Consider the following 21,410-nt stretch of genomic DNA (forward strand, 5'->3'; position numbering starts at 1 on the left):
GCATTCTATTTTTAGTTTTTTATGGGAGTCAAAATGACCACGTCAAAAGCGAGTGGAAGTAATCAGGAAACTGAGACTTTAAGTAAGCGTCAGCTCAAAGCTAAAACCATTCACCGCAACATTTTGAATGCGGCGCGCTCACTGATCTCTGAATTGGGATACGAAAAAGCCACCATTACCAAAATTCGTAAAAAGGCCGATGTCTCGATTGCTACGTTTTATAACTACTTCGAATCGAAGCAATCTGTCCTGCTTGGTTTACTCGCAGATGAAAGGGAATTAACCGCCGAAGCCATTGATCGAATGATTGAAATGCCATCAGATGATCCCGTGGTGTATCTCAGCAACATCATCTTAGGTGCACTACACCCTGAAAACGAAGCCATCGACATACACATGTGGCGTGAAATATTAGCCGCGTCATTACTCTTGCCTGAAGAGCATGACCGGATTGAAGGATTGGAATCTGAGCGTAGTTTTTACTCACAACAAATGCTGCGTGCTTTTGACAAAATGATTAACAGTCAACAGCTCTCGCCCGACTGCCCAACTGAGCAAGTTGCCAGCATCATTTATTGCATCAGTGCTCATGAATTTCAGGAATACGTTGGCGGACATTTCGCCACACGCGAAGAACTGGTTTTGCATTTGCGCGAACTGATTAGCGCATTGCTAAAACCTTGGATACTTAACTAATCTCGGACAACCAGTGATGACGGAAAGACCTCGTATTTCCACACAAAGTCTGAATTGCTTGCCAGTCTATAGAATTGGCAATGCCCTATGTAAAACGTGTCGAACCACTCATTAACACCCGATACATAGTCATTACTTTTTTATGTGGAGCAATTTATGCCAATCAATGCAGACATGCCAAACCGCGATGTCACGGACACCCCTGTTGTGGACACTACACGTCCAGCATCTAATCCAACAGGATTAATGTTAGAGCCTATTTTAGAGCAAGTCGGCGCCCCATCCAGCGTACCCATCGCGATTCAAAATGCGCGCTGGCATATGAATGACAAACAGGTTAACTCCGTCATGTTCCGCCAAATGGACATGCTATATACCACGCGCAAAGTACCAAAATCAGGACAGCCCAGCGCCCTAGATTATCAACTAGCGCCACTGGACTTTACCTATGAAATGGGCGGTGAAACTTTAACTCCAGAAGAGTTTTTAGATCGTACCTACACCAATGCCATGATGATCATTAAACAAGGAAAAGTGGTGTACGAGAAATACCACAACCACTCAACTCCAGATACCAAATTCATGGGCTGGTCGATGACCAAATCCATCACCTCTATCCTAATCGGGATTGCGGTTGAGGACGGTCTAATCCAATCCATCGAACAGGACATTACCGAATACCTGCCAGAACTAAAACCCGGTGCATACAACGGTGTGACCATTAAACAAATACTAGAAATGCGCTCTGGGGTAGATTATGTGGAAAGTTATGACTTCCACACAATGAGCGTAGCCAGCAAAAACCACATCGAAGCGCTAATTAAAAATGTCGTACGCTTTGTTGATGTCGCCAAAACCATTGGTCGCTCATCACAACCCGGAAAAGTATTTGCGTACAAAACAATCGACACCGCCGTACTCGGCTTACTGATCGAACGAGTTAGTGGCACAAACATCTCAAATTATATGGCTGAAAAATTGTGGGAGCCACTCGGCGCAGAACAGGATGGTTTTTTTATTATGGATGGAGAACCCGGTGTCGGTCGTGAGTTCAGTGGTGCAGGCTTTAATGCTTCACTGCGAGACTTTGCTCGGATTGGCCAAATGATCCTAAATAAAGGCCGAGTTAACGGTAAACAAATCGTACCTGAACAATGGGTCTTAGATTCCGCTCGCCCAGCGGGCGATGAAAGTGAACCTATTGATTATGGCTACCAGTGGTGGACCTTCTCCAAAACACCGGCGTTTTCCGCGATTGGCTTACAAGGACAATTCATCTTTGTAGACCCATCTACCGAGACCGTCATTGTGAAGCTAAGCTACTTCCCGTTAGATGTGGATGAAAACCTTTTACATGAAGAAACCGTTCGCTTCTTTATGACCGCATCCCATTGGCAAGCTCAATAAAACAGCGACGCTTAACAACCACTAAAGAAGTAGTCTGCCTACCTGGCAGACTACTTTCCTCTTTTATTACCGCATGTTAGTCGCATTCGACGCCTAGCGAAGCGGCACAAATTCCGTTAGAATGGTCGCAACTTCGGGGATGACATGGTTTCGACGCCGGTTACAAAACCTGAGGTGCATGTCGAGAGTGATACGTGATCTCGTAAATCCACATGTATCAATTATATAGTCGCAAACGACGAAAACTACGCTCTAGCAGCTTAATAACCTGCTAGTGTGCTGCCCCCAGGTTGCTTGTAGCCCGGGATTCCGCAGTATCATAAATTACGAGATGCTATCCGATGCCCTGCCTGGGGATAAGGATCTAAGATCAAACAGGCTCGCTGGTTACACCCTGTCCTTCGGGCGGTAAACAGTCAAAAAGTAGAAGAGACTAAACATGTAGATCCGATGGCAGAGGACTGGCGGACGGGGGTTCGACTCCCCCCATCTCCACCAATCATCGAAAAGGCCGCTCACCTGTGAGCGGCCTTTTTTTATATCCTGTGCTAGCTGCTTTTGACGCTGACGGTATGCCCAAACGAGCGTCTGTGCTCTACTCCCCGTTTCTTTATAAAGGCTTCATCTAAACATTTTCTGTTTATAAGAAATTATTATTACCCGATCCGCCAGATCCTCCGTATGTATCTATACTGAGATTGACCACTGTCAATTTAAGCATTTTTGAAATCCATGTCTCACAGCTGACGCGCAGCGAGGAGGTATCCATGATCAATCATGTATGGGGCTTAATCCATCACCCTGATAGAGAATGGCGAGAAATCAATAAAGAGCACGAATCCGTTAGTCATATGTATGCACACCACGTACTGATTCTGGCGGCTATCCCGGTAGTCAGTAGTTTTATCGGCACGACACAAGTTGGCTGGACACTCAATGGTGAAGAAGCCATTAAGCTGTCTACCATGACCGCCTTGGGTCTTGGGGTGCTGTTCTATGGGATCATTTTAGCGGCCGTTGCTGCGGTTGGATCTGTGATTCATGCCCTAGCCCGCAGTCACTCCCACCGCCCAAGTCGCTCTGAATGCATAGTGTTTGCAGGCTATATTGCGACACCAATGTTTCTAAGTGGCCTGTTTGCCCTCTACCCCATCATCTGGCTTTGCACGTTGGCATTAGTATTAGGCGTAGCCTACACGGGCTATCTTCTTTATAAAGGCACCCCTAGTTTCTTAGGTATCAGTCATAAAGAAGGTTTTATTTTGTCTAGCGGCACCTTGGGCATAGGCGTTTTGGTTTTAGAGTTCATGCTGGCTGTGGTGGTTTTACTCTGGAGCATGGGCTCTGAGCACAGCATCATGTGGATGTTCTTTGGTTAACCACTCTCTCTTGGCTTTAATAATCTACCCATTCCTGCTCTCGCTCTCCCAATAATTGATCGAGAGCAGGTTTTTTATATCTGATTACAAAAACACCACACATCCATCATAAATAACTTTTATCCTATGGTTACTTTCAATTAAGCCCCTAGCGCTTGTGTCGCCATACGGAGTAGAAGTTAAGATGTTTTTTCAAGGGTATAAGCAGCGAATCGCTGAACTTGAACAGCAGCTTCAGTCAGAGCGAGAGGAAAATGCGCAACGCATTGCCTCTCTAGAGTCCGAGCTGCATCGAGTGTCCCAGCAATCAGAACAAAACCAACAGGATGATTTGTGTAACGAGCTTCTTAGTTACCAACTCAAAGGCGGAGAGATGCTAGGCTCCATTCGACAAGGCTTAGCGGAAAGTGCTGAAACCCTTATCGACGAGCGCAAGAAGCTGAAAGAAGTTGATTCATTATTTAGCGAAACCCGAAACGCCCTTTCTCGTCTCAATGACCGAGCCCAGATTATTAATCAAGAAGCCAGCTCCAGTATGGACGCCGCCAATGTACTGGATAAAACCGCTAGTGGTATCAGTCAATTAGTGTCCAGCATCCAGGAAATTTCTGATCAAACCAACCTATTGGCATTAAATGCCGCTATTGAAGCAGCTCGCGCAGGCGAAGCGGGCCGAGGGTTCGCAGTCGTTGCAGATGAAGTACGCAATCTCGCCAGTAAAACCCATGCCGCCAGTGAGCAAGTCGAGGATTTGGTGCGCAAGGTGCTGGAGCAAACCCAACAGATCAAAACCATAGTAGACAAGAATCAGTCTAGCGCTGAAGATGTGGCCACATCAGCCGGTCAAATCGACAGTATTGTTGGAAGTGTGATTAACACCTCAGAACAAATGCAAAACGTCATTAAATTGGCTGCGACACAAGCCTTCCTTGATACTGTGAAGCTGGACCACTCCGTTTGGAAAAACCAAGTTTACACTAAAATCGATAAGCAGGACTTTGCTGAAGAAGTGAATGCTCACACTGAATGTCGCCTAGGTAAATGGTACTACCAAGGATATGGGCAAAAGCATTTCCAACAGTCTCGTAACTTTAAAGCCATTGAAGCGCCCCATAAATTGGTTCACGACTCTGGACGCGCAGCCGTTCAAGCCGCAATGGCTGGACAAGGCAAGGTGATGCTACAACATTTAGAGAAGATGGAAGGTGCCAGCCTCCAAGTGGTTCAAAACATAGAAGCTCTACTCGAAGAAATTAAAGAAGGTTGAACTTCCCCACCTCAACTCTGTCTATTTGAGCAGCGCTGGGCACCACCTAGCGCTTTTTAGCGTGTATGCAACACATTAATTTTGTTACTTTTTTCATGTACTTTTTTGCAGTAAATATTGCAATATCACGCTATCCTTACAAGATATTGAACATTAAGCGTCTGATTTGTATGGTATCGCTTAAAATCGGAGACGAGGGATCGGCTTTTTATCGGCTGCCCTGAATACATTGCTACAAAGGAGCAGATCCGTTGAACACTCTACTATGCATTCCCCTACTCGTTTTGTTGGGAACCTTAGTTCCGCTGTGCAGCGCCCGATATAGTCGAACAGCTTGCGCCTTTTGGACAGCAGCACTGCCTGCAATCGCACTATTTTTGATACTTCAGCTAGCGCCGGCTATTCTCGACGGGCAGCGCTTTCAAGCGGCCTTAGATTGGGTGCCAAGCATTGGCCTAAATCTGGCTTTTCGTTTAGATGGCCTGTCTTTTCTATTCTCTTTGCTGATCCTTGGGATTGGTCTTTTAGTTATTCTGTACGCCCGTTACTACCTGTCTGAAAAAGACAATATGGGTAAGTTCTACTCTTATCTGATTCTGTTCATGTTTGCCATGCTTGGCGTGGTGATGTCTGACAACCTCATTCAGATTTGGATGTTTTGGGAGTTGACGAGCATCAGCTCCTTCTTGCTCATCAGTTTCTGGGGACACAAGAGCGATGCCCGTAAAGGCGCGCGTATGGCCCTGACGATCACAGGCGCTGGCGGTTTATTCTTACTTGCGGGCTTGCTGATCTTAGGTAATGTGGTGGGTAGCTTTGAGCTCCAAACCGTATTAGACAGTGGCGATTTGATCCGTGCTCACCAGCTTTACCCTGTTATTGTGGTGCTGATTCTGCTTGGTGCATTTACAAAATCCGCCCAGTTCCCATTCCATTTCTGGCTGCCCAATGCCATGGCGGCACCCACTCCTGTTAGTGCCTACCTGCACTCCGCCACCATGGTTAAAGCAGGTATTTTCTTGATGGCACGCTTTTACCCTTCTTTGGCGGGTACAGAACTGTGGTTCCTAATCGTAAGTATGACTGGCCTGGCCACCTTCCTATTAGGCGGTTACTTAGCCCTGTTTCAGCACGATCTTAAAGGTTTGCTGGCCAACTCCACTATCAGTCATCTAGGGCTTATTACTCTACTGTTGGGCATGGGCTCAGATTTAGCCCTTGTGGCGGCCATCTTCCATATAATTAACCATGCCACCTTTAAGGCGTCTTTGTTTATGGCGGCGGGGATCATCGACCATGAGTCTGGCTCCCGTGACATGCGCCAACTCAATGGCCTGTGGAAATACATGCCCTATACCGCTACCTTGGCAATGGTGGCCGCATCAGCGATGGCTGGGGTTCCACTGCTAAATGGTTTCTTATCAAAAGAGATGTTCTTCACTGAGACCTTACATCAAGGGGCGCTGGGTTCCCTATCTTGGATGGTACCTGTGTTGGCGACCTTGGGTGGTGTCTTGTCCGTGGCTTACTCCACTCGCTTTGTCCACGATGTGTTTTTCAATGGCGAACCGATTAATCTTCCAAAAACGCCCCATGAGCCACCACGCTACATGCGCGTCCCCGTGGAGATTTTGGTAGCCCTGTGTTTGCTAGTGGGTATTCTACCTAGCTTGGTCGTAGGTGATTTGCTTTACAGCGCGTCTTTCTCGGCCTTGAATAGTCCTGTGCCTGATTACAGTTTGTCTATCTGGCATGGTTTCAATATGCCACTGCTTATGAGCTTTATCGCTTTCTTTGGCGGTCTTTTGGTGTACTACAACCGCCAACACTTGTTTAAATTTCAGGCCCAATTCCCCGCAAATGACCCTAAGTTGGTATTTGAGTACATTATCCAAGGGGGCGTCACCTGGTGTCAGAAGTTCATTAATCTATTCGAAAATGGTTCTCTGCAGAGATACATCTATTTTGTATTAAGCTTCACCATTATCGTCAGCGCTTACCCATTGTTAGATTTGAATACGACAGCAGGGCGTCGACCTGAAATCCCAGTGGATGCTTTATCCATAACGGGTGCCGTGCTCCTTGCAATTGGTTCTCTGGCAACGGTTGTATGGCATCGTCGTCGCATGGTTGCTCTGTTGACGCTCTCTGTTGTGGGGTTAATCGTGTCATTGGCGTTTGCCAAATTCTCCGCACCAGACTTAGCTTTGACTCAACTATCAGTAGAGGTCGTGACGGTTATCTTGCTGATGTTGGCGTTATTCTTTTTGCCTCAAAAAACACCTAAGGAATCAAGCCCTCGCCGCGTAGTTCGAGACTTGGGGATCTCAGCAATGGTTGGGGGTATTGTGGGCACGGTGATTTATGCCCTAATGACTCGCCCATTGGATTCGATCTCTACCTTCTTCACCGAAAACAGTAAAACGGGTGGCGGTGGAACCAACGTGGTCAATGTGATCTTGGTCGATTTTCGTGGTTTCGATACCTTGGGTGAGATCACGGTACTGGGGATCGCAGCACTGGGTATCTTTAAGCTGATCGCCCGTATGCGATTGTTTATGCCGACCAGTGATGATCATGGCCGCCCCTGGTCAACGGATCGTCATCCACTGATGCTGGCGGTGATTTCCCAAAGCTTGTTACCTTTGGCGCTGTTAGTATCGGCTTATATTTTCCTTCGCGGGCATAATATGCCTGGTGGTGGTTTTATCGCTGGTTTGATTACTTCGGTGGCCATTGTACAGCAGTATGTGGCCCACGGTGTTGATTGGATCAAGGACCGTCTGAAGCTGGATTATCAGATTATGATTGGCTCAGGGATCGGTATCGCAGCACTGACAGGTTTAGGCAGCTGGTTCTTTGGAGAGTCTTTCTTAACCTCTTGGTTTGATTACTTCTACTTACCTGTTATTGGCAAATTTGAGTTGGCAAGTGCCATGCTATTTGATTTGGGCGTGTACCTAACAGTGGTTGGCGCAACTATGTTGATTTTGGCGAACCTAGGACAATTAACAACCAGCGAGCGCCCGGTTTTTGAGGAGGACGCGTAAATGGAAGGTATCTACGCTTTTTGTGTCGGGCTGATGACAGCCTGCGGTATTTTTTTAACACTTCGGGGACGCACCTTCTCTGTGGTTGTGGGTCTGACCCTTTTATCTTATGCAGTGAACCTTTTCTTGTTTGCTAGCGGACGCTTGAAGCTAGACGCCGCTGCTGTATTGGGTATGTCTGATAGCTATGGAGATCCTCTCCCTCAAGCGCTGGTGTTGACCGCTATCGTTATCGGTTTTGCCATGACGGCATTCGCCGTTATCTTAGCGATGCGTGCCCGGGCAGATTTGGGTAACGATCATGTGGATGGTAGAACACCCACCACACGTCAGGAGCAACAACGCCAGAAGTCTGGAGGGCAGCGCTAGATGCTACAACACCTAAGTATTTTACCCGTATTACTCCCTTTGTTTACGGGTGCGCTGTTACTGTTGCCGCCTTTTTCGGGAACGATACAACGTCAACGATTACTTGCTCTACTATCGGCTGTTTTGCAGGTGTTTGTGGCCTTTTGGTTGGTGTATGACATTCAAACGAATGGGGTTACCCAATACATTTTAGGAGGCTGGCAACCGCCATTTGGGATTGTTCTCGTAGCAGACCCTCTGTCCAGCGTCATGGTGGCTTTAACCACTTTCCTAGGTTTGGGAGCCTTGAGTTACTCCACAGGTAGCCACGACCGTGCAGGGGGATACTTTTATCCCTTGTTTATGTTTCAAATCATGGGCATCAATGGCGCCTTCCTAACCGGTGACGTTTTTAACCTGTTCGTATTCTTTGAAGTCTTGCTCATTGCGTCTTATGCCTTGCTTGTTCACGGAGGCGGCAAACAAAAGACCCAAGCTACGGTGCATTACGTCATTCTAAACTTGGTGGGCTCAAGTGTGTTTTTGTTTGGCCTAGGGATTCTGTACGGCACTCTCGGCACCCTAAATATTGCCGATATGGCTCAGAAAATTTCAGAGCTATCTGGCAGTATGGCAATTCTTGCCAAGATCGGTGGCTTGTTGCTATTGGTCGTGTTTGGTCTCAAGTCTGCCATGTTGCCTTTGCATTTCTGGCTTCCAAAAACCTATTCAAGCGCTAGCGCACCTGTGGCAGCCATCTTTGCGGTTATGACGAAAGTCGGTATCTACAGCATTTTGCGCATCCACAATGTGGTATTCGGTGATGAGGCTGGGGAGTTAGCGAATATTGCCCAATCGTGGATCTGGCCATTGGCACTATTAACCATTGCCATCGGCACCATTGGCGCACTAGCAAGCCCAGGTCTAAAACTGCTGAACGCGAACTTGGTTATTTTGTCCGCAGGCTCTTTATTAGTGTGTGCCGCTTTGCAAAACGAAGCCGCTACCAGTGCAGCCGTCTACTATATGGTTCACAGTACTTTAGTGGCTGGCGGTATGTTCTTGTTGGCAGACATGATTTCGCGTCAACGAGGCAAAGCTGAAGACCGCTTTGTTGTGGCCAAAGGCATGGATAATCCTATTTTCTTAGGGATCTTTTTTGCCATCGCTGCCATTGCCATTATTGGCATGCCGCCCTTCTCAGGTTTTATCGGTAAAGTCATGATTCTGCAGGCGACCCAATCTGCCGCTGAGCACGTTTGGGTTTGGCCAGTTCTGTTGTTAAGCAGTCTGGGGGCTCTGATTGCTTTGTCTCGAGCAGGCACAACCTTATTCTGGCGCAAAGCAAATCAAAAACAGAGCGATGAGAAACAAGTCATCCATGTGGGTGAATGGATTGGCGTCGTGATGCTACTGATTGCGTCGCCATTGCTTGCTTTGTTCGCTGGTCCTATGGCGGAGCTAGCGGACTCTGCTGCAGCCTTCTTGCACGATCCTAGCTTATCAGTCGATGCGCTGTTGACCAGTCCACTTGTAGAAGGAGGTAGATAATATGGCTTTCTTCCCAATGCCTTTCCATAGCATCTTGCTGTTTGTTGTTTGGTTATTGCTGAATAACTCCATTCACCCTGGACATATATTGCTGGCAGCCTTTTTTGCTATTTCCATTCCTTTGCTTGTGAATAGCATGCGTGATGAGCACCCTAAGCTTAAAAAGCCTTGGTTAGCTGTACGCTATTTCTTTTTGGTTTTAGGCGATATTTTAAAAGCGAATTTCCAAGTGGCTTTGCTGGTTGTTGGCCCATTACGTAAGTTAGAGCCTGGCTTCATCGCCGTCCCTTTAGAGGTATCTTCAGATGTGGGCATTACCTTACTCGCCAGTACGGTTTCTCTTACTCCGGGCACCGTCAGTGCGGAAGTGTCTGAAGATAAGAAGTGGCTCTATGTTCATGCACTACATCTAACCGATGAGCAGGAGTTGATCAATGAAATCAAACAGCGCTACGAGCGCCCCATAAAGGAGATCCTAGGATGCTAAGTTGGGCGTTGTTTTTCGTCACCATCTGTATTTGTATTGCGCTCTTTTTAAATCTTTGGCGTCTGCTTGTGGGCCCCCATGTAGCCGATCGGATTTTAGCGCTAGATACCATGTACATTAATGCCATTGCTTTGATCATGCTGTACGGGATTTATGCGGGCACTAGCTTATATTTTGAAGCCGCGTTGCTTATCGCGATGCTTGGTTTTGTGAGTACATCCGCCCTTTGTAAATATCTACTTCGCGGCGACATCATAGAGTAAGGAGCCTAAAATGAGTTTTATGACTGAATTAGTAATTACGGCTCTGTTATTAGTGGGTGGGATTTTCTTGCTAGTAGGGTCTATTGGCCTAGCGCGCTTACCGGATATTTTTACCCGCCTTCACGGGCCAACTAAAGCTACGACGTTAGGCATCACAGGCGTGCTGCTATCGTCTTTGATTTATCATTCCCTGCGTCAAGGTAGCTTATCTGTTGCAGAACTATTGATTACCTTGTTTCTGCTCATCACAGCTCCAGTCGCTGCAAACATGGTAGCCAAGGTGGCCTTGCACCACAATACTCCGGCCATCCCTAGAACAAGCCGTCAGGAGCTGATGCCTCGAGCTAAAGAGCGTCAAGCACCTGATACAGAAGATTAAGCTAATCTTTTTGACTGTTGGCGTAAGCGTTCGCCAACAGTCTCTTCGCTTTCTGGACGGAAGTAATAAAAGCCTTGATGCAGATTACAGCCCAAATCATTTAATACTTTGGCCTGAAGCTCTGTCTCAACACCCTCAGCGATGACCTGTAAGTCCAGATTCTGTGCCAGCTGAATAATCGCCTCACAGATTTTATCTCCCTCTGCCCCATCACCACTCTCCAGTACAAATGACTGATCGATCTTCAAAATATCCAGAGGTAGCATTTTGAGGTAGTGCAAAGAGGAATACCCTGTCCCAAAGTCATCCACCGAGATTTCAACACCCAAGGTTTTTAACGCGCTCATGATCTCGATACTCTCATGAACATCATGAATAAAGACCCCCTCGGTGATTTCAATCTTTAACCAGCGGCCATCCACTTTATAATGGCGTAAGGAGCGCTCTATAAACTGCGGAAAACCTTCTGAGATGAGATGACGTCCAGAAATATTGACCGCTACAGGGACCACATCAACCTTGTCTTGCTGCCACTTAGAGAGACGACGTAGGACGCTATCAATCACGAATTCGCCGATCTTGTTAATCAAGGTAGATTCTTCCGCAACAGGAATAAACTCTGCCGGAGAGACTAACCCTTTTTCTGGGTGCTGCCAGCGAATCAGAGCTTCTAAGCCAAAAATGCGATCACTACTACTGTCCACTTGGGGTTGATAGACTAAGAACATTTGATGACTATCAAGCGCTTCTTTAATTTCCTGCTCAAACTGAAACTGGCCTGAAACCTTTTCAGCCATATGAGGTTCATAGAACTTTGCGTTGTCGCGACCGTTCTGCTTAGCCCAATACATGGCCATATCCGCCTGTTGGATTAACTTTTCAGCAGTAATGTCAGGGGTGGAAATCGCCATACCGATACTCGTGGCCACATTGACAGGTTTGTCTGTCAAGGTGACGGGCTCTCGCATGCTCTCTAAGATAGCCATTGCCAGCGAGCTGACGCGATCTTCTGTCACATCCTCCGTCATCATGATCAAGAACTCATCTCCCCCCCAACGAGAAATGACATCTGAGAGTGCTACCGCATTATTCAACCTAACAGCCACCTCACATAACAGCTCATCACCCGCCTTGTGACCTAATGTGTCATTTATGATCTTAAATTTATCTAAGTCTAAGAAAAGCAAAGCGACCGGCTCACCCGTACCATTCCTCAACGAACGCTCAAGCTGTTCATTCATGTAAGTACGATTATACAAATTAGTCAGAGGGTCGCTGTAAGCTAAGAAGCGAAGTCGCTGTTGCAGCTTCACATGGCGGGTCACATCACGAATGTGAAGGGTAAACTCTTGAAAGCCCCCATCATCATTTAAAGCTTTCGTTATGGCTATTTCCACAGGAAAAGACTGATCTCGGCCGCGCTGCAACTGAAAGTGGTTACGTCGATTCAAGACCCATCCTTTGGAAGATGAAAAGCCCGTATCCAAACTATTACTGATTTCTTCCCTGTCTTTAGGGGGTACAAATAGCTCGATAAAACTTTTCCCCCGAACCTGTCGCTTCAACATACCAAAGGTACGCTCTGCAGCGGGGTTGTATTCCATGATATTGCCATAGGCGTCTATGGTAATTATGCAATCCATTGAGGAATTAAGAATAGCCGACTTGCGCATCTCACTTTCTTTAAACCAAAACAAAGCCTGGTCACGCTCAGAGATTTCTTGGTTTACTCGGTCAATCACCTGATTATATTGCTTGGCGATTTGCCCAACTTCGGTGAATGGCTCTTCCGGGACACGACGTGAGAAGTCTGCTTCATCCTCCTGATACTGCATAGAATTCAGCAAATCAATGAGCTCCGTAGTCGCCTGATGTTCAGAAACATTCAGTCCTTTCTCTTCATCCTCAACGCTCACTCGTAGGGACACAAACAGCCCTATGCACTTCAATGACACATACGCTATTAGACAAGAATATAGACCAACAGAACCAATCCCTATAAGTTGAACTCCAAGCTGCTCTAATCGGCTTAATCCCGTGCCTATCACCTCCAAATCACCAAATAACGCTACGGCAGCAGTCCCCCAAATCCCTGCGAATAAATGCGCAGGTACGACATCTAAAGCATCGTCCAGCTTCCAGCGCTCCATAAAGCCACTGCCCACCACGGTTAGCATACCGCTCACAATACCAATGATAATCGCACCACTCACAGACACCACATGACAACCCGCAGTAATACCCACTAAGCCTGCAATCACACCATTTAAGATCTGAGAAACATCAATAAAGCCTTTCCGAACCAAGACAAAAGCACTGGAGGCAATCCCACCCCATACGGCCGCCACAAAAGTATTCAGTAGAATTCCAGGTACGTCATCGTTTAACGCTAAAGTGCTGCCACCATTAAAGCCAATCCAGCCTAACCAAATTAACAGCACCCCAAGCCCAGCAAGAGGCAAGTTACTCCCTTGAGGTAAATAAATCCCCTTATCAAAGCGTCGTAAGCGGGGCCCAATCAGCAATACCGCAATCAGAGCAACCCACCCCCCCACGGAATGCACGACAGTGGAGCCAGCGAAATCAATAAAGCCTAAGGACTCCAACCAACCTGACGTATTATTTTCCGAATAAATGCCATTCCAAGCCCAATGGCCCACAATAGGATAAATTAAGGCACTCAACACAACCGTGATCGCCAGATAACCCGTAAAGGTCATTCGCTCGGCCACGGCTCCAGAAACCAAGGTCGCAGCGGTACCGCAAAACATCATTTGGAAGAAGAAAAAGGCAATAGAGGTAGAAGACGCCCCATCGCCAAAAAGGAAATTTGATGTTCCAAATAAGCCCCCTTGAGAGAGGCCAAACATCAAACCAAAACCGACGAGATTAAAAATTGCAGAGGAGAGAATAAAATCAGAAATGTTTTTGGCAGCAACGTTAATGCTGTTCTTACTTCGGATGCGACCACTTTCTAAACACAAGAACCCAGCTTGCATTAAAAACACTAATGAGGCCGAGATTAAAAGCCAACCAACATCAATCATATGCGCTCCAATATCCTGTCTACATCACGCTTACGCACCAAACTTGATCATTCAGATGACAAAACCGATTAATTTTTGAATGAAAATCGATATCAAAGCGAGTCCTTATAATCATTCAATTGTCAGGCCACTTTTAAAAAATTAATAGCAATGGATACAAATGGATACAAAAAAGGCACCCAATAGGTGCCTTTTAAAAATCGACAGGATAGCCTAATTATCCAAGCACTAACTGGGCTAAGGCCATAGAAGCGACATAACCTATGCTATACACCAACAAAAGCACCAAGCTATAACGAGCATAAGAAGCAAACGTCAGCCCATCTACCTTACTCATCGCAACAATACCCGCAGCAGAACCAATGACAAGCAAGGAACCACCCACGCCCACCGCATAAGTCAGACCCAGCCATTCCGCTTCAGTCATGACAATGCCAGCTTTTAGAAGAGCTGCCGTCAGAGGCACGTTGTCGATGGCAGAGGACAAAACCCCCATCAAGAAATTGGCAATAGATGGCGGCAAGATTTCATACATACGTACAATCGAGTCTAATACTTCGATTTCTTTGAGCATACCCACGAGCAACAATATGCCCAAAAAGAACAACAACGTCTCAAACTCAATAACACGAATATATTCCAGAATGGACTGCTCTTCTTTTTCATCCGCATCAAAGAAACGAGCAATCAAGAACATAGTCGCCATCCCCAATAGGAACATCAAAACAGGGGGAATATTAAACAGAACGTTAGCAACAATTGTACTGACAATAGTACATAGGAAGGCCGCACCAATTAATAAATCCACACTACGGACTTCATTACGTGTGATGCTGATCTCAACGGTTTCCTTCATTCCTCTGCTGAGCAGAACAGCTAACAGCATAACCGCGATAAAGGCAGGCGCTGATAACATCATCAAATCTAGAATATCGACCTTATCTTCAAGGAAGATCATCAGCGTCGTCACATCACCAGTAATCAAAGAAACACCGCCTGAGTTCACCGCGAACACAACCAAAGTAGCAAAACGCACGGTTTTCTTAGTGGACAAATTAAGCGATAGAATCAAAGTAACCGACACCAAGGTCGCTGTGATATTGTCTGCTAGCGAAGAGAATATGAAACAGAAAATTGCCGTTAAAAACAGCAAGGCTCTTTCACTGATACGCTTTAGCATAAACAAGTGAATAACGTTTTCAATCATTCCCTTCTTGTTTAAATAAGCAACGAACGTCATTGCTGCCACCAGGAACAACCATAGACTTGCTATCTCAGCAACGTTCTCCTCAAACCCCCTCGCAACCGCTTCTCCTTGCTCAGGTGTATTTGAATGAAACACATACAAAAGCACCCAAGAAAAAGTGCCTAAAAATAGCGTCACCTTCGCTTTATTAACATGAATAACATCTTCTAACACCACCCCTAGCAAAGCGACAACCGCTAAGCCAATCAGGATGTACTCCAGTACAGCCGGCATCTCAATAACCTCAGTTCGTAAATGTAAAAGCCCAAAAATTTGATGCGCGAATTTTATACCTCTTTAGAGTGGAGTCCTACACACAAACAGCGGAATTATGAAACTTTATTTCATAACACCTCTTGCTAAAGCAAAAATGGACCTAAATTCGAGGAAAACTCTCTATATAAAACGCGAATGACGAACCAAAGTTACAAAAACAAATCATTTTCGTAAGTCGAGCCTTGAGCGAACTGTTTTAGCTCCAATACAAGCAAATGCAGCACATTAATTGAGCTCACAGGTTCCTTCTCCTTTTAAAGGAGAAGGCTAGGGTGGGGTTCGGACTCGTAGGGGTCGGATCCCTATCCTGTCAGTGGTTACTTGAAACTGATGTGCGTAAAGGGATTGCCTGAAACTGATGTACGTAAAGGGATCTGACCCCTTTTAACGCAGGTATTTCGTGTCCCTTCCCCTTTCTAAGGGGAAGGCTAGGATGGGGGTCGGATCCCTATCCTGTCAGTGGTTACTTGAAACTGATGTACGTAAAGGGATCTGACCCCTTTTAACGCAGGCATCTCAGGTTCCTTCCCCTTTCTAAGGGGAAGGCTAGGATGGGGTTAATCGCTTTTTAAACAAGCACAAAAAAGCCCTGACCATTTCTGATCAGGGCTTCGTATTTGAAGCTTGACGACGACCTACTCTCACATGGGATCTCCCACACTACCATCGGCGATGGCGCTTTTCACTTCTGAGTTCGGGATGGGATCAGGTGGTTCAACGCCTCTATGATCGTCAAGCAAACTGGTATGCGTTCGTTTTGAGTTGATGTTCAAAACACGCAAGTTCGTTAACTTGAGTCTTCAACAATTAGACTTTTTTGAAACAGTCGATAACCAAGCCATCAAACCGGCTTATCGTAAATTCTTTGTAGTTCGCTCTGTTTTCTTCAGAGCTAGCAAAACCACTTTGGTGTTATATGGTCAAGCCTCACGAGCAATTAGTATTGGTTAGCTCAACGCCTCACAACGCTTACACACCCAACCTATCAACGTCCTAGTCTCGAACGGCTCTTTAGGGTACTTAAAGTACCAGTGAGATCTTATCTTGAGGGAGGCTTCCCGCTTAGATGCTTTCAGCGGTTATCCCGTCCGAACGTAGCTACCCGGCAATGCCACTGGCGTGACAACCGGAACACCAGAGGTTCGTCCACTCCGGTCCTCTCGTACTAGGAGCAGCTCCTCTCAAATCTCAAACGTCCACGGCAGATAGGGACCGAACTGTCTCACGACGTTCTAAACCCAGCTCGCGTACCACTTTAAATGGCGAACAGCCATACCCTTGGGACCGGCTTCAGCCCCAGGATGTGATGAGCCGACATCGAGGTGCCAAACACCGCCGTCGATGTGAACTCTTGGGCGGTATCAGCCTGTTATCCCCGGAGTACCTTTTATCCGTTGAGCGATGGCCCTTCCATACAGAACCACCGGATCACTAAGACCTACTTTCGTACCTGCTCGACGTGTCTGTCTCGCAGTTAAGCGCGCTTTTGCCTTTACACTCTATGCATGATTTCCGACCATGCTGAGCGCACCTTCGTGCTCCTCCGTTACTCTTTGGGAGGAGACCGCCCCAGTCAAACTACCCACCACACAGTGTCCTCGATCCGGATAACGGATCTGAGTTAGAACCTCAAACATACCAGGGTGGTATTTCAAGATTGGCTCCATGCAAACTGGCGTCTGCACTTCAAAGCCTCCCACCTATCCTACACAAGTAGGTTCAAAGTTCACTGTGAAGCTATAGTAAAGGTTCACGGGGTCTTTCCGTCTAGCCGCGGATACACAGCATCTTCACTGCGATTTCAATTTCACTGAGTCTCGGGTGGAGACAGTGTGGCCATCGTTACGCCATTCGTGCAGGTCGGAACTTACCCGACAAGGAATTTCGCTACCTTAGGACCGTTATAGTTACGGCCGCCGTTTACTTGGGCTTCGATCAAGAGCTTCGCTTACGCTAACCCCATCAATTAACCTTCAAGCACCGGGCAGGCGTCACACCCTATACGTCCACTTTCGTGTTTGCAGAGTGCTGTGTTTTTAATAAACAGTCGCAGCCACCTGGTATCTTCGACCGATCAGAGCTTACGGAGTAAATCCTTCACCCTAACCGGCGCACCTTCTCCCGAAGTTACGGTGCCATTTTGCCTAGTTCCTTCACCCGAGTTCTCTCAAGCGCCTTGGTATTCTCTACCTGACCACCTGTGTCGGTTTGGGGTACGGTCAATGTATATCTGAAGCTTAGAAGTTTTTCCTGGAAGCATGGCATCAACCACTTCACCCAAAAGAGGGCTCGTCATCAACTCTCGGCCTTAAGTACCCGGATTTGCCTAAGTACTCAGCCTACCATCTTAAACACGGACAACCATCGCCGTGCTGGCCTAGCCTTCTCCGTCTCTCCATCGCAATATACATCGGTACGGGAATATTAACCCGTTTCCCATCGACTACGCTTTTCAGCCTCGCCTTAGGGGCCGACTCACCCTGCCCTGATTAGCATGGGACAGGAACCCTTGGTCTTCCGGCGAGGGAGGTTTTCACTCCCTTTATCGTTACTCATGTCAACATTCGCACTTCTGATACCTCCAGCCTGCTTTACAGCTTGACCTTCAACGGCTTACAGAACGCTCCTCTACCGCTTACACTAAAGTGTAAACCCGTAGCTTCGGTGTACAGTTTGAGCCCCGTTATATCTTCCGCGCAGGCCGACTCGACTAGTGAGCTATTACGCTTTCTTTAAAGGATGGCTGCTTCTAAGCCAACCTCCTAGCTGTCTAAGCCTTCCCACATCGTTTCCCACTTAACTGTAACTTTGGGACCTTAGCTGACGGTCTGGGTTGTTTCCCTTTTCACGACGGACGTTAGCACCCGCCGTGTGTCTCCCGCGCTCATACTCATTGGTATTCGGAGTTTGCATGGGGTTGGTAAGTCGGGATGACCCCCTAGCCCAAACAGTGCTCTACCCCCAATGGCAATACGCGAGGCGCTACCTAAATAGCTTTCGAGGAGAACCAGCTATCTCCGAGCTTGATTAGCCTTTCACTCCAATCCACAAGTCATCCCCGGACTTTTCAACGTACGTGGGTTCGGTCCTCCAGTTAGTGTTACCCAACCTTCAACCTGCTCATGGATAGATCGCCCGGTTTCGGGTCTAATGCTAGAAACTGAACGCCCTATTAAGACTCGGTTTCCCTACGCCTCCCCTAAACGGTTAAGCTTGCTACTAACATTAAGTCGTTGACCCATTATACAAAAGGTACGCAGTCACCGAACGAAGTCGGCTCCCACTGCTTGTACGTACACGGTTTCAGGTTCTATTTCACTCCCCTCACTGGGGTTCTTTTCGCCTTTCCCTCACGGTACTGGTTCACTATCGGTCAGTCAGGAGTATTTAGCCTTGGAGGATGGTCCCCCCATATTCAAACAGGATAACACGTGTCCCGTCTTACTCGATTTCATTGATAAGGCGTTTTCGTATACGGGGCTATCACCCACTATGGCGGCACTTTCCAGAGCCTTCTACTAACACCAAATCAACTTAAGGGCTAATCCCCGTTCGCTCGCCGCTACTAAGGGAATCTCGGTTGATTTCTTTTCCTCCGGGTACTTAGATGTTTCAGTTCCCCGGGTTCGCCTCGTTAAGCTATGTATTCACTTAACGATACCCGCAAGCGGGTGGGTTTCCCCATTCGGACATGTTCGGATCAAAGCTTGTTTATCAACTCCCCGAACCTTTTCGCAGATTACCACGTCCTTCATCGCCTCTGACTGCCAAGGCATCCACCGTGCACGCTTGGTCACTTGACCATATAACCCAAAATAGTTTTTTATCTAACCTAAGTTAGTCGCTATTTTGAACTACATACCAACGCTGCTTTTGTTCAGCACTGGATTTACGATCATAGAATCTCTTCTGGGTTAGAGAAGGATTCCACCGGTTTGACGCTTGATTATCGTCTATTTCAAAAAGTCTAAATTGTTAAAGAGCAAGTTTAGTGCAAAGCACTAAGTCAGATGCTTGGATGATTGAATCATTCAAACCTCTTGCTTAGGACTCTGTCCAAACTCTAAAAGATAGATACTTACTATGAGGAACTCATAGTCATCAGATAATTTGTGTGAACGCTCACCAGAGCTTCATATCGTTTAAGGAGGTGATCCAGCCCCAGGTTCCCCTAGGGCTACCTTGTTACGACTTCACCCCAGTCATTGACCACTCCGTGGTAACCGCCATCCCGAAGGTTAAGCTAGCTACTTCTGGAGCAATCAACTCCCATGGTGTGACGGGCGGTGTGTACAAGGCCCGGGAACGTATTCACCGTGACATTCTGATTCACGATTACTAGCGATTCCGACTTCATGGAGTCGAGTTGCAGACTCCAATCCGGACTACGACGTACTTTTTGGGATTCGCTTACTCTCGCAAGTTCGCTGCCCTCTGTATACGCCATTGTAGCACGTGTGTAGCCCTACTCGTAAGGGCCATGATGACTTGACGTCGTCCCCACCTTCCTCCGGTTTGTCACCGGCAGTCTCCTTAGAGTTCCCACCCGAAGTGCTGGCAAATAAGGATAAGGGTTGCGCTCGTTACGGGACTTAACCCAACATTTCACAACACGAGCTGACGACAGCCATGCAGCACCTGTCTCAGTGTTCCCGAAGGCACCAATCCATCTCTGGAAAGTTCACTGGATGTCAAGAGTAGGTAAGGTTCTTCGCGTTGCTTCGAATTAAACCACATGCTCCACCGCTTGTGCGGGCCCCCGTCAATTCATTTGAGTTTTAACCTTGCGGCCGTACTCCCCAGGCGGTCTACTTATCGCGTTAGCTGCGCCACTAAAGAAATAAATCCCCAACGGCTAGTAGACATCGTTTACGGCGTGGACTACCAGGGTATCTAATCCTGTTTGCTCCCCACGCTTTCGCACCTCAGTGTCAGTATCGGTCCAGGGTGTCGCCTTCGCCACTGATGTTCCTTCCTATATCTACGCATTTCACCGCTACACAGGAAATTCCACACCCCTCTACCGTACTCTAGCCTGCCAGTATCGGGTGCAATTCCAAGGTTGAGCCCTGGGATTTCACATCCGACTTAACAAACCACCTACGCGCGCTTTACGCCCAGTAATTCCGATTAACGCTTGCACCCTCTGTATTACCGCGGCTGCTGGCACAGAGTTAGCCGGTGCTTCTTCTGGAGTTAACGTCAAAATATACCGGTATTAACGGCATACCCTTCCTCACTCCTGAAAGTGCTTTACAACCCTAAGGCCTTCTTCACACACGCGGCATGGCTGGATCAGGGTTCCCCCCATTGTCCAATATTCCCCACTGCTGCCTCCCGTAGGAGTCTGGGCCGTGTCTCAGTCCCAGTGTGGCTGATCATCCTCTCAGACCAGCTAGAGATCGTCGCCTTGGTGAGCCTTTACCCCACCAACTAGCTAATCTCACGCAGGCTCATCTAATAGCGAAAGGTCCGAAGATCCCCTCCTTTCCCCCGTAGGGCGTATGCGGTATTAGCATGCGTTTCCACATGTTGTCCCCCACTACTAGGCAGATTCCTACGCGTTACTCACCCGTCCGCCGCTCGACGCCTGATAGCAAGCTATCATCGTTTCCGCTCGACTTGCATGTGTTAAGCCTGCCGCCAGCGTTCAATCTGAGCCATGATCAAACTCTTCAGTTTAAAAAGTTTGCTCAAACTCACAAATCACATCTGACTTTAACTATATTCTTCAATCCTAAGATTAAAGAACGTAAAGCGAATTGACGTGTTCACTCGTTTAAGACTTCAAATCTTTTGACCTTAAAAAGGTCTGCTGAAGTCTCCAGCGAGCGCCCACACAAATTATCTGATTATCTATTTTAAAGAGCGATGACACTTTAGCGTTTCGTTTGATTCGCTTTGCAGTCCGTGGTGGCCTGCCGTGTCAGTGGGTGCGTATAATACGCATCAGAATTTTGAGCGCAAGGACTTTTTTAAAATAACTTAAAATAATTTTGAAACAGCAAAACATT

12 protein-coding genes, 3 rRNA genes, 1 other RNA gene and 1 pseudogene are annotated in these 21,410 nt (G+C 47.2%); 12 read left to right on the plus strand and 5 right to left on the minus strand.

Translation table 11 applies throughout. The features are described 5' to 3' along the window. Nucleotides 1-33: 33 nt before the first annotated feature. The 12 genes and pseudogenes from ACZ5DR_RS02875 to ACZ5DR_RS02930 all read left to right on the plus strand — a co-directional run bounded on the left by ACZ5DR_RS02875 (nt 34) and on the right by ACZ5DR_RS02930 (nt 10,827). Entirely contained in the window at nt 34-696 is a 663-nt protein-coding gene (locus tag ACZ5DR_RS02875; RefSeq protein WP_377364294.1) for a TetR/AcrR family transcriptional regulator, read from the plus strand. Between the two features lie 156 nt (nt 697-852). Continuing rightward, the gene (locus ACZ5DR_RS02880) at nt 853-2,103 is read left to right on the plus strand and encodes a serine hydrolase domain-containing protein (RefSeq protein ID WP_377364296.1); all 1,251 of its coding nucleotides are present in this window, start codon (nt 853-855) and stop codon (nt 2,101-2,103) included. A 135-nt stretch (nt 2,104-2,238) separates the two neighbouring features. Further along, nucleotides 2,239-2,601: a transfer-messenger RNA gene (ssrA, locus tag ACZ5DR_RS02885) on the plus strand. A 269-nt stretch (nt 2,602-2,870) separates the two neighbouring features. Next, a complete protein-coding gene (locus ACZ5DR_RS02890) occupies nt 2,871-3,482 on the plus strand; it encodes a Yip1 family protein (protein ID WP_377364297.1) in 612 nt (203 codons plus the stop codon). Between the two features lie 373 nt (nt 3,483-3,855). Beyond that, a pseudogene (locus tag ACZ5DR_RS02895) lies at nt 3,856-4,344 on the plus strand (methyl-accepting chemotaxis protein); the annotation flags it as partial. Between the two features lie 27 nt (nt 4,345-4,371). Then, nucleotides 4,372-4,749, plus strand: coding sequence for a CZB domain-containing protein (locus tag ACZ5DR_RS02900; protein ID WP_377364317.1), 378 nt, complete (start codon nt 4,372-4,374; stop codon nt 4,747-4,749). A gap of 251 nt (nt 4,750-5,000) precedes the next feature. Beyond that, nucleotides 5,001-7,799 carry a monovalent cation/H+ antiporter subunit A gene (locus tag ACZ5DR_RS02905; protein ID WP_377364299.1) on the plus strand — a complete coding sequence of 933 codons (2,799 nt, stop codon included), beginning with the start codon at nt 5,001-5,003 and terminating at the stop codon, nt 7,797-7,799. Then, nucleotides 7,800-8,168 (plus strand): Na+/H+ antiporter subunit C, encoded by a 369-nt coding sequence (locus tag ACZ5DR_RS02910; RefSeq protein ID WP_377364301.1) that lies wholly within the window; start codon nt 7,800-7,802, stop codon nt 8,166-8,168. Next, complete coding sequence (locus ACZ5DR_RS02915; protein ID WP_377364303.1) at nt 8,169-9,698, plus strand: monovalent cation/H+ antiporter subunit D; 1,530 nt, start codon at nt 8,169-8,171, stop codon at nt 9,696-9,698. A 1-nt stretch (nt 9,699) separates the two neighbouring features. Continuing rightward, nucleotides 9,700-10,185 (plus strand): Na+/H+ antiporter subunit E, encoded by a 486-nt coding sequence (locus tag ACZ5DR_RS02920; RefSeq protein ID WP_377364305.1) that lies wholly within the window; start codon nt 9,700-9,702, stop codon nt 10,183-10,185. Continuing rightward, nucleotides 10,179-10,448 carry a K+/H+ antiporter subunit F gene (locus ACZ5DR_RS02925; protein ID WP_377364307.1) on the plus strand — a complete coding sequence of 90 codons (270 nt, stop codon included), beginning with the start codon at nt 10,179-10,181 and terminating at the stop codon, nt 10,446-10,448. Before ACZ5DR_RS02920 ends, ACZ5DR_RS02925 begins: the two co-directional genes overlap by 7 nt. A 10-nt stretch (nt 10,449-10,458) precedes the next feature. Beyond that, nucleotides 10,459-10,827 carry a Na+/H+ antiporter subunit G gene (locus ACZ5DR_RS02930; RefSeq protein WP_377364309.1) on the plus strand — a complete coding sequence of 123 codons (369 nt, stop codon included), beginning with the start codon at nt 10,459-10,461 and terminating at the stop codon, nt 10,825-10,827. Here ACZ5DR_RS02930 and amt read toward each other — a convergent pair. From amt to ACZ5DR_RS02955, 5 genes are all read right to left on the minus strand, one after another. After that, nucleotides 10,824-13,874 (minus strand): ammonium transporter, encoded by a 3,051-nt coding sequence (amt, locus tag ACZ5DR_RS02935; protein WP_377364311.1) that lies wholly within the window; start codon nt 13,872-13,874, stop codon nt 10,824-10,826. The genes ACZ5DR_RS02930 and amt overlap by 4 nt on opposite strands. A 217-nt stretch (nt 13,875-14,091) precedes the next feature. After that, nucleotides 14,092-15,354, minus strand: coding sequence for a sodium:proton antiporter NhaD (gene nhaD, locus ACZ5DR_RS02940; RefSeq protein ID WP_377364313.1), 1,263 nt, complete (start codon nt 15,352-15,354; stop codon nt 14,092-14,094). Nucleotides 15,355-16,018: 664 nt separating this feature from the next. After that, a 5S ribosomal RNA gene (rrf, locus tag ACZ5DR_RS02945) occupies nt 16,019-16,133 on the minus strand. Nucleotides 16,134-16,312: 179 nt separating this feature from the next. Next, nucleotides 16,313-19,199: ribosomal RNA gene (locus ACZ5DR_RS02950) — 23S ribosomal RNA — on the minus strand. A 340-nt stretch (nt 19,200-19,539) separates the two neighbouring features. Then, a 16S ribosomal RNA gene (locus tag ACZ5DR_RS02955) occupies nt 19,540-21,078 on the minus strand. The 16S, 23S and 5S rRNA genes sit together here, the layout of an rRNA operon. Nucleotides 21,079-21,410 lie beyond the last annotated feature (332 nt).

This window comes from Marinomonas vaga (genome assembly GCF_055388305.1).